This window comes from Dysgonomonas sp. ZJ709 (assembly GCF_011039195.1).
Taxonomy (GTDB): Bacteria; Bacteroidota; Bacteroidia; order Bacteroidales; family Dysgonomonadaceae; genus Dysgonomonas.
In genome coordinates, this window is record NZ_JAAKEM010000001.1 from 319,768 (window position 1) to 334,452 (window position 14,685).

Below are 14,685 nucleotides of genomic sequence, written 5' to 3' on the forward strand. Positions count from 1 at the left end.
ATTTTGTATATTTGTGAGCAATTTTTATTTTTGTGTTACATTTAGTTGTGTTATGGCAGAAAAAGATGAAAAGCTCTTAGCTGAATTTGAATTAAGAATGAGGCAGCTTATGTTTTTCTGTGATTCTCTTAAGTCGGAGAACATTCGTCTTAAGCATGAGATTACACAGAAGGATACGGTAATTGAATCTTTGACGAAAGAAGCAGAACAACTAAAAATAAAATATGATAATCTGAAGTTTGCAAAATCGTTTTCGTCACCCGATAGTGATGAAATGCAAATAGCTAAAAAACGATTATCGAAATTAGTGCGAGATGTAGATAAGTGCATCGCCATATTGAAAAGCTAAATAATGTTGAATTATGGACGAGCATTTAATAATTAATCTACGAGTAGCTGATATGAGGTATCCTCTCAAAGTGAAGAGGAAAGAAGAAGAAATGTATCGGAGAGCTGCAGATGAAATAGATTATAAACTAGGTCAATATAAGAATTATTTTACAGGCCAATCGTCGCAACCCTTGCGTAGCGCCGATTATATGGCAATGACAGCGATACAGGCTGTAACAGAGAAAACAGAGCATCAAATGCGTGTAGAGCTGTTTGAGGCTAAACTGAAAGAGTTGACACTTGAATTGGATAGTTATCTCAGGAATCTGTAAGAATAAATCCGGATATTGGGCAGCTATATGGCACTGATTGTAAGTAAAGGACTTGATTCCTATGCTTCAGTTGGTGTTTTTTTATTGAGTGAAAATGGAAAACCAAATTAGAAACTATTGATTTATAAATAAAAGTATAAAATTATGAATATATTATTTATTGTTATAGCCTTTCTTGTCGGTGCAATACTGACCTGGCTAACTTTGAATTTTATGGCAAATTCGAAGTTTAAGCGTCAGGTAAAGGAAGCTGAACAAGAAGCCGAGGTGATTAAGAAAAATAAGCTGTTGGAGGTTAAAGAACAGGCTTTGCATATGAAGTCGGAGTTCGAAAAACAAGTAAACAGCCGTAATTCGAGATTGCAAGTTGCCGAAAATAAAATTAAGCAAAAAGAACTAAGTCTTAATCAAAGACAAGAAGAGCTTCAGCGTAAAAAGAACGAAGCTGACACAATTAAGGCAAACTTGGAAACACAGCTGGAAGTTGTGGAGAAAAGAAAACTGGATCTAGATAAACTTCACAAGCAGGAAGTTGAGCGTCTGGAGGCATTATCTGGATTATCAGCTGACGAAGTGAAAGAGAAGTTGGTTGAGGCTTTGAAGGATGAAGCTCAAACACATGCCCAATCTTATATCAACGATATAATGGAAGAGGCTAAAATGACAGCGAATAAAGAAGCTAAAAAGATTGTCGTTCAATCTATCCAACGTGTGGCTACGGAAACTGCTATCGAAAATGCAATCACAGTATTCCACATAGAATCTGACGAGATAAAAGGACGTATCATCGGTCGTGAGGGTAGAAATATCCGTGCGCTCGAAGCTGCTACAGGTATCGAGATAGTAGTAGATGATACCCCTGAGGCAATTGTGCTTTCAGGATTTGATCCTGTAAGGCGCGAGATCGCCCGTTTGGCTCTTCATCAACTGGTTGCAGATGGTCGTATCCATCCTGCCCGTATCGAAGAGGTTGTGTCTAAAGTGAAGAAGCAAATCGAAGAAGAAATTATCGAAACAGGAAAACGCACTACGATCGATTTAGGTATACATGGTTTGCATCCTGAGTTGATTCGTCTTGTCGGTAAAATGAAATATCGTTCGTCTTACGGACAAAACTTGTTGCAGCATGCTCGTGAAACGGCTAATCTGTGTGCTATTATGGCCGCAGAATTAGGGTTGAACGTGAAGAAAGCAAAACGCGCGGGTCTATTGCATGATATAGGTAAAGTGCCTGATGATGAGCCGGAATTACCTCATGCTTTATTGGGTATGAAGCTGGCAGAGAAATACAAAGAAAAACCTGATGTATGTAATGCTATTGGTGCCCATCATGACGAAGTAGAGATGACTACGCTTCTTGCTCCTATTGTGCAGGTATGTGATGCTATATCCGGTGCTCGTCCGGGTGCTCGTCGCGAAATCGTGGAGGCTTATATCAAGCGATTGAATGATCTGGAGCAATTGGCTCTTTCATATCCGGGTGTTTTGAAGACATACGCAATTCAGGCAGGACGTGAATTAAGAGTTATTGTCGGAGCTGATAAAGTAGACGATATCGAAACAGAAAAATTATCGACAGATATTGCAAAACGCATTCAGGATGAAATGACTTATCCGGGTCAGGTTAAAATTACGGTTATCCGTGAAACCCGTTCGGTAAGCTATGCTAAATAAGTAGAGCAAAATATAATAAAAGATATAAAGAGGTTTCCACGATGGAAACCTCTTTGTTTTTATAAGAATTAAAAACAGAATAATAGTTTTGAGTATAAAGGTTATTTTGATTACTTTTGCAATAACCTAAAACTTTATAATCATTCATATTTCACCGAATAAATTAAGATTATGGCATACAAAATAGCAGTTTTTGACGCGAAGCCTTACGATCAGGCGATGTTCACCAAAGTGAATGAAGAGTATGGGTTTGAATTGACATTTTACAAAGAACACTTAGATATACACAACGTAATTCTGGCTAGCGGATACGACGCTGTTTGCATATTTGTGAACGCAGTAGTTGATGCCAAAGTAGTGGATAGGTTATGTGCTTATGGTGTAAAACTTATTGCATTAAGATGTGCCGGGTTTAATAATGTAGATATTGCTGCTGCGGCAGGCCGTATTAAGGTTGTTCGGGTTCCAGAATATTCTCCGCATGCTATTGCCGAACATACATTAGCGCTGATGCTTTGCTTAAATAGAAAAGTACATCGTGCATTCCTGAGAACACGTGATGGAAACTTCTCTCTGAATGGATTTCAGGGATTCGATATGAACGGAAAAACTGTAGGTGTTATTGGTACAGGAAAGATTGGTAAGACTGTGGTGGGTGTGTTGAAGGGATTGGGAATGAAAGTTCTTGCCTATGATTTATACCCTGATAATGCATTTGCAGAACGCGAGAATATAAAATATGTGACTCTTGACGAACTCTATACCAATTCGGATGTTATAACTTTACATTGCCCTCTGACTAAAGAAACGGAATATCTGATTTGTGATGAGTCGATCTCGAAAATGAAAGACGGCGTAATGATTATCAATACCGGTAGAGGGAAGCTTATAAATACGAAACATTTGATAGATGGGCTGGTAAGCCGAAAAATAGGCTATGCAGGTTTGGATGTTTATGAAGAAGAAGGTGCATATTTCTACGAAGACTATTCAGATAGTATTATGACGGATGAGGTGCTGGCACGTTTGTTATCATTTAACAATGTTATATTGACTTCGCATCAGGCATTCTTTACGGATGAGGCAATGTCTAATATTGCGCATACCACAATGGATAATATTAAAGATTTCTTTGAAGGAAAGGAATTGAAGAACGAAGTTGCTTATAAGGCCTAAAGGAAAACTGCTGAAACTACTTTTTATATAGAAGCATGAAGATTATTTTATCACTATTTATTTGTTTACTGACATTCTGCGGGGTAGTTTCTGCAGCAGACAATAAGTTTGTTGTCGTAATCGACGCCGGACATGGAGGTAAAGATGGTGGCGCTGTGCGTGCAAGCTATAAAGAGAAGAGTATAAATTTAGGAGTTGCTTTGGCTCTTGGTCAATTAATAGAGAAAAATTACAAAGATGTAAAGGTTGTTTACACCCGAAAGAGTGATGTATTTGTAGACTTGGATCGAAGAGCAGAAATTGCGAATAAAGCAAAGGCTAATCTTTTTATATCTATCCATACAAATTCGACGGCTGCAAAAACCACTTCAGCATCCGGGGCCGATACTTATATTCTGGGTTTGGCGCGTAGCGAAGAAAACTTAGAGGTTGCCAAGCGTGAAAACTCGGTGATATTATTAGAGGATGATTATACTACTAAATATGAAGGATTCGATCCTAATTCTCCCGAATCGAATATCATATTTGAGTTTATGACTAATAAATACATGGAGCAAAGTTTACAATTTGCTTCGTTTGTTCAGTCCGACTTTAAAAATGTCGCAAAGCGTAATGATCGCGGTGTGCGACAAGCAGGCTTTCTGGTGTTGAGAAAAACAAGTACACCAAGTGTACTTATCGAACTTGGTTTTATTAATAATATTGAAGAGTCCCGATATTTAGCTTCGTCAGTGGGTCAAAAAAATATGGCTACTGCAATTTATTCGGGTTTTAAGAAGTATAAGAGGAATTTCGATAAGATGCAGGGTAATCAGAAAATTACTTCGTCGAATGATAATGACGATGATGTAATAGTGGTTGATGAAATTGATATCGTAGAAGAATCTCCTATAGTAGTAGCTTCTGCAAGAGAAAGCAATGCTAATACTTCATCTTCGACAAAAAATAATACTCAAACTAAAACGGCAACAAATAAAAATAACGAAATTGAATATAGAGTTCAATTTTATGTATCGCCGACCAAACTTGCTAGTGATGCTAAGGCATTGAAAGGTTTATCGCCTGTGGATTATTATCGTGATGGTTCTTCGTATAAATATACGTATGGGGCAACTACCGATTACAATGAGGTCTTAAAATTGCAACGACAGGTCAGAACTAAATTTAAAGATGCCTTTGTCATTAAATTTAGAAACGGAGAGCGCTTAAAGTAGAAACAAATTAGGAATTAAGAATTATAGATTATGGACAAAATTTCGAAAGAGGTTAAAATTGGTTTAGCTTTTATAATAGCTATTTTTATATTGTATTATGGAATTAATTTTCTGAAAGGAATCAATATATTTAAACCGTCGAATTCGTTTATTCTGGTTTTCGATAATGTCGAAGGGCTTACTCAATCGACACCGGTAACTCTGAATGGTTTTCAAGTTGGGCTGGTTTATTCGATGGAGCTGGACCCAAACAACCCGAGCCGTGTTATTACATACCTTAATATGGATAAGGGATTGAAAATACCTACGGGCAGTAAATTCTCTTTAGATGTATCTGTACTGGGGAGTGCCAGCATTGCTCTTGAAATGAATCCATATACAAAAGCATATATTTCATCCTCTGATACAATTGTTGGTGTTCGTAAAAAAGGTTTGATGGATGCTGCGGGTGGTATGCTCCCTCAGGTTGAATTGTTGCTGCCCAAAATAGATTCTATACTTTTGGGAATACAAGCGCTTGTAAATAATCCCGCTTTAGCTCAGTCTTTGACTAACGTGAACCAAATAACCGAAGACCTTGCTAAGACCTCTAAGCAGTTTAATGCTATGGCTGTTAGTTTGAATAAGGATGTTCCGGTTATTACCGGTAATCTAAACGCAATGTCGAGCGATTTGGCTAAAACAACAAAGCAGTTTAATCAGATGGATTTTGTGTCTACTTTTAATTCGGTAGACTCTACTATGAAAAATATTCATTATCTATCGACTAAAGTTACAGCGAAGGATAATTCATTAGGATTATTGCTTAACGACCGCGAATTATACGATAGTATAAACTCGACAATTGGCAATGCATCTTTGTTACTTAAAGATGTCAAAGAAAATCCACAACGCTATATTAATATTAAAGTATTTTGATGATTATTTAGAACTGATCTAAATAATACAAAAAGTGTCTTTTTTTAAAAGGTATAGCCTTAAGCACTTTTGAATGGTTGTGAATAATTATTAAAAGGTTGAACAAATACTTTTCTGAATTTATTTGTTTGATTATTAGACTTTTGTGTTTTCGTGTAGGGCTGATTTGAATAAAACACTCTAAGTTGCTGAAACTAAATCAGATATTTCTTTTGCTGGAAATCCTAATTAAAGATGACTTTTTTATATAGATTTTATTTCTGAATTTTACATAACCAAACGGCTAAGATTTAGCTAAGAATTTTCAATATTTAAAGATTAATGAATAACAGTACTCAACATTTGTGGAAGAATTGCTTGGACGTAATTCGGGATAACGTTCCTGAAGCAGCGTTTAAAACTTGGTTCTTACCTATTGTGCCACTTTCTTACGAAAATAAGGTGTTTACAATTCAGGTACCCAGCCAATTCTTTTACGAATATTTAGAGGATAAGTTTGTTGATCTGTTGAAGGTGACTTTGCACAGAGAGATTGGTCAGGATACAATTCTTCAGTATCGTATCTTGATGGAAAATACAACTAACACAGTTGTAGACTATAGAGGGGATGCAAAATCGATGGCGGTAGATAAAATCGTCCTTAAGAATGCAAATAAAATCCCTAATCCATTTCAAAAGGTTGTAGCAGACGATTTCGAATCGCAGTTGAATACGAAGTATACCTTCGATAATTTTTTCGAAGGAGAAAGTAATAAATTAGCTCGTACTGCGGGAGATGCTATTACTAAGAACCCCGGAAAAACGGCTTTCAATCCTTTATTTGTACACGGAGCATCGGGAGTAGGTAAAACTCATCTTTGCCATGCTATCGGTACACAGATAAAAGAAATGTTCCCGGAGAAACGTGTGCTGTATGTTTCGGCTCATTTATTCAAGGTGCAATATGCCGATGCCGGACGTTACAATACAACTAATGATTTTATCAATTTCTATCAAGGCATAGATGTTCTGATTATCGACGATATTCATGAACTTGCCGGAATCGAAAAAACACAAAATACTCTGTTTCATATATTCAATCACCTGCATCAGAATAATAAGCAACTTATCCTTACTTCGGATAAAGCGCCATCGGAATTGCATGGAGTTGAAGAACGTTTACTAACCCGTTTCAGATGGGGACTGACCACTAAGGTCGATCATCCCGATAAAGCCCTTCGACTAAAGATTCTTCAAAATAAGATTCTTCACGATGGATTATCTATCCCTGAAGATGTTGTAGACTATATCGCAGAGAATGTAACTAATAATGTACGTGATCTCGAAGGAATTATAGTTTCTATCATGGCTCACTCCCTTGTTTACAACAAGGATATCGATTTGGCATTAGCTAAACGTGTAATAGGGCAGGCTATAAAGAAAATAGAAAGCAAGAAGATTACGATAAGTGCTATCGAAGCCATTGTTTGCGAATATTATAATATAAAGAGTGAACTTATACACTCTGCATCTCGTAAACGCCAGATTGTACAAGCTCGTCAGGTGACAATGTATTTGTCGAAGACGTATACCGAAATGTCATTAGCACAGATAGGTTCGTTGGTTGGAAAGAAAAACCATGCGACGGTGTTACATGCCTGCAAAATGGTGCGGGAACAAATGGAGGTAGACAAAGTTTTCAGAGAAGAGATTGTCGAGATAGAGAAGAAATTAAAGAATTAAGAAAAGTTGGAAACGAAAGTTTTCAACTTTTTTCTTTTAGGTACATCCTGTATTGCTTTATATTCAGAACCACAGAAATAAGAATAAGTAATTCGAATGGAAAACTGAACCTAGAGTTCGTACCGTAGGTGATAAGGGCTTGCAGCAATGACGCAGTCAGAACAACTACTGAAATAGTAAACTGCGGAGTCAAATCTTTTCTTCTGAAATAGCAGGAAATATTGTATGGAATAAGTATGACAAACAGGATCTTTATCACTTGAAATATAAGCCTTTCAGCAAGCGAGACATATTTAATCATTGGGGCGGTAGAAGAAACCTTTATATGATCATATTCGTAATATAATGAAGTTTTCCAGAAATCTAACCATGATATTCCTACTTGCTTTACATAGCCTATCGGATTCATCGAAATTGTAGTTAAACTGTAATCATAAAGCTTTTTTGATAAATCGGGGAATGATAATCCTGTTTCTTCTTTAAGCTCGGGGTAAGCCTCCCAAATGCTCATCGCTATATCTTTATCTATTGCTGTGTTAATATCTCTGTATCGGGCATATATGTGCCCTATCTCGGCGTATTTATCCGATGTGTGTTCTGCAAAACTCACACAGTTCTGTGCTAGGTTGAATCCGTAGAAAGTCGTAGATGTAAAATAGCCTGTATTGACTTTGTTTATGTACGACCATCCTAAGAATATAAAGGCAGGTAGAATGAGAATAGATATGTATGCAGCAAATTTCCTTTGTATCAATAAATTGGAACAGAGCAAGAATATTACTATCAGGACAGGAATGAAGATATAGAATGGTTTTATCAGTACCAAGTATCCGGAGGATAAACCGAGTAATGCGTAATCATTCACCTTGCTTCTTTTCTTTAATATAATTTTGAAAAACAGATTAAAAATAATTATAATAACAAATAGAGTGAGTGTTTCGCTAAGAATAGCGAATTCAAAAAATAAGATAGGTAGGTAACATGCTGCAAGTAGTGTGATGATCAAAGAAGATTCTTTTCTTATTCCTGTCATCAGTAATGTTTTGTAGGTCAATACCAATGTGATGATACCAATAATCGATTGAAATATACTTGTAATTACAAACGAATTATGAGCAAGACTCAATAGCAATGGATAGCCGGGCGAGCGTTCCCCTTCATATCCGCTTAGATCGAAATTAAGTAATCGGTTTGCGAGGGTAATATAATCCTCACTGTCGGGATAAATAGCTATATGTTGATATAAAATAGTTACCAGTATGCGAATGCAAGCAGCTATAATAACGATTGTTTTAACCGGATTATCTATTGCCCAAAGACGTATTCGATCTATATTCTTCACTCGGTTATTTTTTGCTAAAGATAAGGTTTCTCACTTTCTTATTCAATACGAATTCAGAAAATGGTTGTTTTCGGTAAATCTTTTGAGAACTTTTTTGTTCTTAATTGTTTATATAAGTAGAATAGATTGATAATAACATAAATACAATTTAAATGCTTGATAATGATAAGAGGGCTTTTGTTGCTATCTCAGACACATCAGAAATATGTTTAGTATCTAAAATGGCGAATCGTCATGGATTGATAACAGGTGCAACAGGTACAGGTAAAACCGTCACTTTACAGACACTTGCCGAAACTTTCAGCCAGATGGGTGTTCCTGTTTTTGCAGCCGATGTGAAAGGCGACCTGTCGGGTGTTGCCGGAGTGGGAGGTAATAAGGATAGTGTTAAGCAACGTGTCGAATCTTATCATTTGGCCGAAAAAGGATTTAAATTTCAATCTTTCCCTGTACAATTTTGGGATGTGTTTGGCGAACAGGGAGTTCCTGTGCGTGCAACGATCGCAGATATGGGGCCATTGTTGTTGAGTCGTTTGTTGATGTTGAACGATACTCAATCGGCAGTGCTTACTATTATATTCAAAATAGCAAAAGATAAAGAATGGGAGCTTATCGACCTGAAAGACTTACAGAAAATACTCGAATATGTGGGTAATGATACGAATAAGTTCACCACTAACTATGGTAATATCTCTGCTGCCAGTGTCGGAGCCATTCAGCGTGGACTGATTACATTGGAGCATGATGGCGTAGATAAGTTTTTCGGAGAACCCAATCTGAATATAGACGACCTGATACAGACCGACGGTGAGAAGGGCATTATCAATATACTTGCTTCGGATAGGTTGATGAACTCGCCCAAGGTATATTCTACTTTTTTACTCTGGTTGATGACCAAGCTTTTCGATGTCTTACCCGAAGTAGGGGATGTCGACAAACCGAAATTGGTTTTTTTCTTTGACGAAGCACATTTATTATTTAACGATGCACCTAAAGTCTTGACTGATAAAATAGAACAGGTTGTCCGTCTAATCCGTTCCAAAGGTGTCGGAGTTTATTTCATATCTCAAACGCCGTCCGATATTCCGGATGCTGTTCTAGGGCAATTAGGCAATCGGGTTCAGCATGCTTTGAGGGCATATACTCCTAAAGATCAAAAAGCGTTGAAAGTTGCTGCGCAGACATTTCGAGCCAATCCGGCTTTTAATACCGAGACAGCTATTTCCGAATTGGGTACAGGTGAAGCCTTAGTTTCTTTCTTGGATGAAAAGGGTACACCCCAACCTGTGGAACGTGTATTTATCTTACCGCCACAAGGTCAGATAGGGCCTTTGGATGTGGCAGTCCGTACACAGATGACTCAAGGTTCATTACTTTACAGGCATTATGCCGAAACGCAAGATCGTAATTCTGCCTACGAAATATTAAGTGAACAACTGGCAGGGGTTCAGGCTGAAAAAGATCAGGCAGCACAGGCAAAAATAGATGAAAAGGCTCAAAAAGAACAGGAAAAAGTGCAGAAGGCTCAAGACAAAATAGAGCGGCAGGAAGCAACTCAAAAGAAACGTTTTTGGGGAACTTTGGCTACCGCTGTTCTTGTACCTGTGGCACGGCAGGTAGTGAATGCGCTGTTTAAAGGGGCAAAAAAGAGATAACCGTTATCAGTTAGTTCTTACAACGATTTGTTTTCGGTATATTTCTTTCTGTTTTCGTGTATAGTTATGGTGTTTTCCTGTGCCCATTCTACGAGCCCTCTTAGCGGATTTAAGAGCGTAGCGCCCAGAGGTGTAAGCTCATATTCCACACGGGGAGGAACTTCGGCATATATCTTGCGGTTTATCAGTCCGTCAGCTTCCAGAGAGCGCAATGTGACTGTAAGCATACGTTGGGAAATATCTTCTATATCTTTTTGTATTTCGTTGAATCTCATCGTTCCGTTTCGGCTTAATACGATAACTACCAGCAACGACCATTTATCGCTCAAGTGAGATAAAACATCCCGTATGGGGCAGAATTGATATTTTGAAATATTTTCCATTTATTTTAATTTTTATTGTTCTCATTATCAACAATAGTTACCTCCCTGTTCGTTTGTTCTCGGATGGTGCGTTCTTGTTTTCAGAAGCAAACTATTGTATCTTTGCATCTATAAAGGAACAAAGTTACATAAAGTAACTATAATAATCAAATAATTTATATTATGGGAAAGAAAGTAGCAGTAATCGCATTGAATCCGGTAAACGGATCAGGATTGTTTCAGTATCTTGAAGCATTTTTCGAAAACGGTATTTCGTATCAGATATTCGCAATAGCCGAATCGAAAGATATCAAGACTAATTCGGGAATCAGTATTTCATTAGATCATGCAATTGCAGATCTGAAAGGAAAAGAAAACGAATATGACGCTCTTGTTTTTGCTTGTGGAGATGCTATGATGAAATTAGCAGAGAACGCCGATAAGCAATATAATAAAGATATGTTCGAGGTTGTTGCAAAGTTTAACGAACAAGGTAAACTTATCGCAGGACATTGTGCAGCTGCGGTAATCTTCGATAAGTCAGGAATAGCTGATGGTAAGAAAATGGCTGTTCATCCTTACGGAAAAGCAGGAGTATTGAAAGGTATACCTACTGACGAAAAATCGGTTGTGGATCATAATCTATATACAGCACAAACTGAAAGCTATATATGGACGCTTTTACCAGAGCTCTTAGCTGCTTTGAAGTAATTGTTGCTAAATACATAGAATGAGGAAGGGCTGTCTAAAATAATTTTAGACAGCCCTTCCTTATATTGTAAACTTGTATATCCAGTTATTATTTCATCGCTGATACACTTCCCGAACCTGAAATTGATTGTGTAATTTGCGGTTCACCTTTGTATTGAACACTGCCACTGCCCGATACATGTACATCAAGTAATTTGTTTGCATGCACAAAAAAGTCACCACTTCCCGAAACATTGCATGATACAGTGTCGGCAATCAATTCCGAAGCTTTCACTTTACCACTGCCCGATATGTAGCTGCTCAATTTGTTAGCTTTACCTGCCAGCGTAATATCACCTGATCCCGATACATCGGTTTTCAGTGAATTACATGTTATGTTATCTACAATAATACTACTGCTGCCGGAGCTTGATATAGATAAATCTGTTGTTTGAATGCTACCTTTCAGATGAGCATCTAAAGAGCCACTGATACCAAGTTTAGATAAGTTTGTAGAGTTGGTATATATAGTATACTTAGTAGGGCTTATATTTTCTTTACTGCCTATCGATAATACTCCATTTTCAGATTTTATTTCTAATAAAGGAAAAATATTTTCGTCTACTTCTATTCTAAGGTATGGAGCAGTGTCGGGTTTTTGTTCATAAACAAGAGTGCTGCCACCGCTGAATTTAAACTCGCTATAATCGGTTATGTTAACTTCCTGAGTAACGATTGTGCCGTTTCCTCTTACGGAATTAAAAGAACACGAATGGAGGGCAAGAGAGATCAGGGCTATGCTACAGATGTACAAAAGTGATTTCATTTTCATAAATTATTAAATTAAAAATTGTGATTTATATATATGACTTCCTCATCACATGTTAGGTTACAAGAAAAGTAATTTATTTTCAAAAAACTTTATTTTTTATAAAAAACACAATAAGTAAAACCCATCCTGCTATCATAAATCCCCCACCTAAAGGTGTAACCGGACCTAAGAATCGTAGATTCACATTCCAATATTCAGAGAATGTGAGAAAATAAATGCTGAATGAGAACAGAAATACGCCAATCATAAGGCAAATTGCCGACCATCGTTCAATGGATGTGCTATATGAAAAGGCAAACCCAATAACGAGCAAGACTATAGCATGATATATCTGATAACGTACACCTGTTTCGAAACTGATCAGCTTCTCAGCAGATAGCATGTTTTTGAAAGCATGGGCTCCAAAAGCCCCCAGTATAATACCTAGCAATCCATATACGGAGGCAACAACTAATACAAATTGTTTCATTATCTATTATTCAAAGGTATATATTCTTTTATTTCTCCTGCATTTTTGTAAGCAGGGCGAATAATCCGTTTTTGTTTGAAATTCAGTTCTTCAATTCGGTGAGCGCACCATCCTACAATACGAGCCATAGCAAACAACGGTGTGAATATCTCTTGTGGCAAGCCTATCATATCGTATACAAAACCCGAATAGAAATCGACATTGGCACATACTTGTTTATTTACCGATGTTCCTTTAAACTCCATAAAGTTCTTAATGGCGCGTTCTTCGAGTAGATTGTAAAATTCAAATTCCTTATCGCGTCCTTTTTCAAGAGCCAAATCTTTTGCCATTTCTTTAAGGAGCATCGTTCTGGGATCGGAAACGGTATAGATAGCATGTCCGATGCCATATATCAGACCCGATTTGTCGTATGCCTGTTTATTCAGCATCTTTTGTAGATAGGTATCTATTTCTTTTACATCGGTCCAGTCTTTTATGTTGCGTTTGATGTTTTTCATCATGTCCACCACTTTCAGGTTCGCGCCACCGTGCAGGCGTCCTTTGAGTGAGCCTATTCCCGAAGCAATAGCCGAATAGGTATCAGTTCCTGTCGAACTGGTTACACGTACAGTGAATGTCGAGTTATTACCACCACCATGATCAGCGTGAACCATCAATGCCAAATCTAATGTTTTTACATCCAATTCGGTATAATGGCGCCCCTTCATCATGTAAAGGAAATTTTCGGCAAGAGATAAGCCTTCCTGCGGGTGGCGGATATGTAATGATTTACCGCAATTGTGTCTTAGCGAATTATAGGCATAAGCTATAATCGTAGGGAAAGTTGCTACGAGATTCAGCGATTGTTTAATCAGATTTTCGGCTGAGGTGTCGTCTGGCTTATCGTCGAAAGTATATAGTTCGAGTACACATCTTGCCAGATTGTTCATGATATCCTGTCCTTCGAGATCTAGAATATGCATTGTAATCTTAGGATTCAGATCCATGGTGCGGCTCAATAGATCGGAAAATTCTTTCAAAGTATCTTTCTCAGGCAGGTTACCCGAAAGTATCAAATAAACTGTTTCTTCAAAACCCAGCCTGTTTTCTCTTTGTGCACCTTTTACTATATCTTCGAGACTTACACCTCTGTATATCAATTTGCCGGGAATAGGCTTTAGTTTACCCTCCTCGTCACGTTCGTATCCTACAACATCACCTACTTTCGTAAGACCGACTATCACCCCTGTATGATCTTCGTTACGAAGTCCGCGCTTTACATTGAATTTCTTGAATAAATCGTCTTCAATACTTGTCGTGGTTTTTATCGTATCTGATATTTTACTGATGATATTTTCCATATTTTAGTCTATTATATTATAAAGTGTTTCTTTTTTATTGGTTGCAGAAACTATCTATGTCTGCATCGTTTTGCCAGTTGTATTCTATTCTGAATGCAATCTCTTCCGCTTTTTCTAAACTGTAAGTATCAAAAATGAAGCCTAGAGCCATATCCATTCCTGCGCTTACGCCCGACGATGTGTAATACTTTCCATCAACTATCCATCGAGCTTGTTTTATCCATTGCACTTGGCTAGATGATTCTCTCGCCCAATCGAATGCACGTTTGTTCGAAGTGGCTCTCTTACCATCAAGCAATCCTGCCTTTGCGAGTAATATACTTCCTGTACAAACAGATAAAACGTATCGGCTTCGACCGGCTAACTTTTTTATCAGGTTAATGAGATCGGCGTTCTTGATTTCTATTCTCGTACCTTCCCCTCCGGGGATAAGTAATACATCAATTGCCTGATACAAATCATGAATACTTTTCGTTACGATCGATATATTATCCTTGTTCGAAATAAGTCCCCCGTTCAATGAATAATATTGAATAACCGAATTGTCTAATTTTCCGAAAATCTCGACAGGACCAAAAACGTCTAATGTTTCAAATTTATCGAATAGGATAATGCAGATATTCATA

At 37.5% G+C, this 14,685-nt stretch carries 15 protein-coding genes; 9 read left to right on the forward strand and 6 right to left on the reverse strand.

The window, feature by feature from the left end; genetic code table 11:
- Nucleotides 1–52 precede the first annotated feature (52 nt).
- The 7 genes from G7Y56_RS01445 (at nt 53) to dnaA (ending at nt 7,366) form a co-directional block, all read left to right on the forward strand.
- Complete coding sequence (locus tag G7Y56_RS01445; RefSeq protein ID WP_165040468.1) at nt 53–349, forward strand: hypothetical protein; 297 nt, start codon at nt 53–55, stop codon at nt 347–349.
- Nucleotides 350–362: 13 nt separating this feature from the next.
- On the forward strand, nt 363–662 hold the full coding sequence (locus G7Y56_RS01450) for a cell division protein ZapA (RefSeq protein ID WP_165020539.1): 300 nt from the start codon (nt 363–365) through the stop codon (nt 660–662).
- A gap of 144 nt (nt 663–806) precedes the next feature.
- On the forward strand, nt 807–2,336 hold the full coding sequence (gene rny, locus G7Y56_RS01455; RefSeq protein WP_165020540.1) for a ribonuclease Y: 1,530 nt from the start codon (nt 807–809) through the stop codon (nt 2,334–2,336).
- A 171-nt stretch (nt 2,337–2,507) separates the two neighbouring features.
- On the forward strand, nt 2,508–3,512 hold the full coding sequence (locus tag G7Y56_RS01460; RefSeq protein ID WP_165020541.1) for a 2-hydroxyacid dehydrogenase: 1,005 nt from the start codon (nt 2,508–2,510) through the stop codon (nt 3,510–3,512).
- Between the two features lie 35 nt (nt 3,513–3,547).
- Nucleotides 3,548–4,726, forward strand: coding sequence for an N-acetylmuramoyl-L-alanine amidase (locus G7Y56_RS01465; protein ID WP_165040470.1), 1,179 nt, complete (start codon nt 3,548–3,550; stop codon nt 4,724–4,726).
- A gap of 30 nt (nt 4,727–4,756) precedes the next feature.
- On the forward strand, nt 4,757–5,644 hold the full coding sequence (locus G7Y56_RS01470) for an MlaD family protein (protein WP_165020543.1): 888 nt from the start codon (nt 4,757–4,759) through the stop codon (nt 5,642–5,644).
- 321 nt (nt 5,645–5,965) lie between these two features.
- Nucleotides 5,966–7,366, forward strand: coding sequence for a chromosomal replication initiator protein DnaA (gene dnaA, locus G7Y56_RS01475; protein ID WP_165020544.1), 1,401 nt, complete (start codon nt 5,966–5,968; stop codon nt 7,364–7,366).
- A gap of 22 nt (nt 7,367–7,388) precedes the next feature.
- Here dnaA and G7Y56_RS01480 read toward each other — a convergent pair whose 3' ends face one another.
- A complete protein-coding gene (locus G7Y56_RS01480; protein ID WP_165040472.1) occupies nt 7,389–8,708 on the reverse strand; it encodes a glycosyltransferase family 39 protein in 1,320 nt (439 codons plus the stop codon).
- A 152-nt stretch (nt 8,709–8,860) separates the two neighbouring features.
- On the opposite strand from G7Y56_RS01480, the gene G7Y56_RS01485 reads away from it, so the two are divergent.
- Nucleotides 8,861–10,363 (forward strand): helicase HerA-like domain-containing protein, encoded by a 1,503-nt coding sequence (locus G7Y56_RS01485; protein WP_165040474.1) that lies wholly within the window; start codon nt 8,861–8,863, stop codon nt 10,361–10,363.
- 17 nt (nt 10,364–10,380) lie between these two features.
- Here G7Y56_RS01485 and G7Y56_RS01490 read toward each other — a convergent pair whose 3' ends face one another.
- The gene (locus G7Y56_RS01490) at nt 10,381–10,746 is read right to left on the reverse strand and encodes a helix-turn-helix domain-containing protein (protein WP_165040477.1); all 366 of its coding nucleotides are present in this window, start codon (nt 10,744–10,746) and stop codon (nt 10,381–10,383) included.
- Nucleotides 10,747–10,908: 162 nt separating this feature from the next.
- On the opposite strand from G7Y56_RS01490, the gene G7Y56_RS01495 reads away from it, so the two are divergent.
- On the forward strand, nt 10,909–11,436 hold the full coding sequence (locus G7Y56_RS01495) for a DJ-1/PfpI family protein (protein WP_165040479.1): 528 nt from the start codon (nt 10,909–10,911) through the stop codon (nt 11,434–11,436).
- An 88-nt stretch (nt 11,437–11,524) separates the two neighbouring features.
- On the opposite strand, the gene G7Y56_RS01500 is transcribed toward G7Y56_RS01495, so the two are convergent.
- The 4 genes from G7Y56_RS01500 to G7Y56_RS01515 form a co-directional block, all read right to left on the reverse strand.
- On the reverse strand, nt 11,525–12,247 hold the full coding sequence (locus tag G7Y56_RS01500) for a head GIN domain-containing protein (RefSeq protein WP_255498605.1): 723 nt from the start codon (nt 12,245–12,247) through the stop codon (nt 11,525–11,527).
- A 79-nt stretch (nt 12,248–12,326) separates the two neighbouring features.
- Complete coding sequence (locus G7Y56_RS01505; RefSeq protein ID WP_165020549.1) at nt 12,327–12,716, reverse strand: DUF423 domain-containing protein; 390 nt, start codon at nt 12,714–12,716, stop codon at nt 12,327–12,329.
- Nucleotides 12,716–14,059 carry a citrate synthase gene (locus G7Y56_RS01510; protein WP_165040481.1) on the reverse strand — a complete coding sequence of 448 codons (1,344 nt, stop codon included), beginning with the start codon at nt 14,057–14,059 and terminating at the stop codon, nt 12,716–12,718. Before G7Y56_RS01510 ends, G7Y56_RS01505 begins: the two co-directional genes overlap by 1 nt.
- A gap of 34 nt (nt 14,060–14,093) precedes the next feature.
- The gene (locus G7Y56_RS01515; RefSeq protein ID WP_165040483.1) at nt 14,094–14,684 is read right to left on the reverse strand and encodes a DJ-1/PfpI family protein; all 591 of its coding nucleotides are present in this window, start codon (nt 14,682–14,684) and stop codon (nt 14,094–14,096) included.
- Nucleotide 14,685 lies beyond the last annotated feature (1 nt).

What these genes read in the sequence shown, in the direction of transcription:
- G7Y56_RS01490 (WP_165040477.1), bottom strand. Translation starts at nt 10,746, where the DNA reads ATGGAAAATATTTCAAAATATCAATTCTGCCCCATACGGGATGTTTTA.
- G7Y56_RS01500 (WP_255498605.1), bottom strand. Translation starts at nt 12,247, where the DNA reads ATGAAAATGAAATCACTTTTGTACATCTGTAGCATAGCCCTGATCTCT.
- G7Y56_RS01460 (WP_165020541.1), top strand. Translation starts at nt 2,508, where the DNA reads ATGGCATACAAAATAGCAGTTTTTGACGCGAAGCCTTACGATCAGGCG.
- G7Y56_RS01495 (WP_165040479.1), top strand. Translation starts at nt 10,909, where the DNA reads ATGGGAAAGAAAGTAGCAGTAATCGCATTGAATCCGGTAAACGGATCA.
- dnaA (WP_165020544.1), top strand. Translation starts at nt 5,966, where the DNA reads ATGAATAACAGTACTCAACATTTGTGGAAGAATTGCTTGGACGTAATT.
- G7Y56_RS01515 (WP_165040483.1), bottom strand. Translation starts at nt 14,684, where the DNA reads ATGAATATCTGCATTATCCTATTCGATAAATTTGAAACATTAGACGTT.
- G7Y56_RS01510 (WP_165040481.1), bottom strand. Translation starts at nt 14,059, where the DNA reads ATGGAAAATATCATCAGTAAAATATCAGATACGATAAAAACCACGACA.
- G7Y56_RS01470 (WP_165020543.1), top strand. Translation starts at nt 4,757, where the DNA reads ATGGACAAAATTTCGAAAGAGGTTAAAATTGGTTTAGCTTTTATAATA.
- G7Y56_RS01445 (WP_165040468.1), top strand. Translation starts at nt 53, where the DNA reads ATGGCAGAAAAAGATGAAAAGCTCTTAGCTGAATTTGAATTAAGAATG.
- G7Y56_RS01450 (WP_165020539.1), top strand. Translation starts at nt 363, where the DNA reads ATGGACGAGCATTTAATAATTAATCTACGAGTAGCTGATATGAGGTAT.
- G7Y56_RS01505 (WP_165020549.1), bottom strand. Translation starts at nt 12,716, where the DNA reads ATGAAACAATTTGTATTAGTTGTTGCCTCCGTATATGGATTGCTAGGT.
- rny (WP_165020540.1), top strand. Translation starts at nt 807, where the DNA reads ATGAATATATTATTTATTGTTATAGCCTTTCTTGTCGGTGCAATACTG.
- G7Y56_RS01485 (WP_165040474.1), top strand. Translation starts at nt 8,861, where the DNA reads ATGCTTGATAATGATAAGAGGGCTTTTGTTGCTATCTCAGACACATCA.
- G7Y56_RS01465 (WP_165040470.1), top strand. Translation starts at nt 3,548, where the DNA reads ATGAAGATTATTTTATCACTATTTATTTGTTTACTGACATTCTGCGGG.